Here is a 256-nt window from a genome sequence, read left to right as displayed (position 1 = left end):
CGTTTAAACAGTTGCCCCAAGCCACCACTGGCTAAGACAACGGCACGACTGTGAAACGTAAGCTGTCGTTGATGAGTATGATCAAAAACAAGCGCCCCTTGGCATTGCTTATTTGGATTGGCGCTATTCGTTAAAAGGCTGAGCGCCTCATGAAACGGTAAAACATTAATGTTGCTTGCCGCTTTTACCTTTATTGTTAAAGCTTCCATAATGTGTCGACCAGTCGCGTCATCCGCATGTGCGACCCGCCTACAAC

At 47.3% G+C, this 256-nt stretch carries 1 protein-coding gene; it reads right to left on the bottom strand.

The features are described from left to right. On the bottom strand, positions 1-209 hold a 209-nt coding region (locus tag AAEZ03_RS28110; protein WP_350583227.1), incomplete at its 3' end, for an FAD-binding protein. Positions 210-256: the final 47 nt, after the last annotated feature.

The sequence above is a fragment of the Pseudomonas sp. HY2-MNA-CIBAN-0224 genome, from assembly GCF_040310285.1.
Taxonomy (GTDB): Bacteria; Pseudomonadota; Gammaproteobacteria; order Pseudomonadales; family Pseudomonadaceae; genus Aquipseudomonas; species Aquipseudomonas helleri.
Note: the sequence above shows the minus strand (reverse complement) of the source record. Positions and strands in the feature narration are given on the sequence as shown.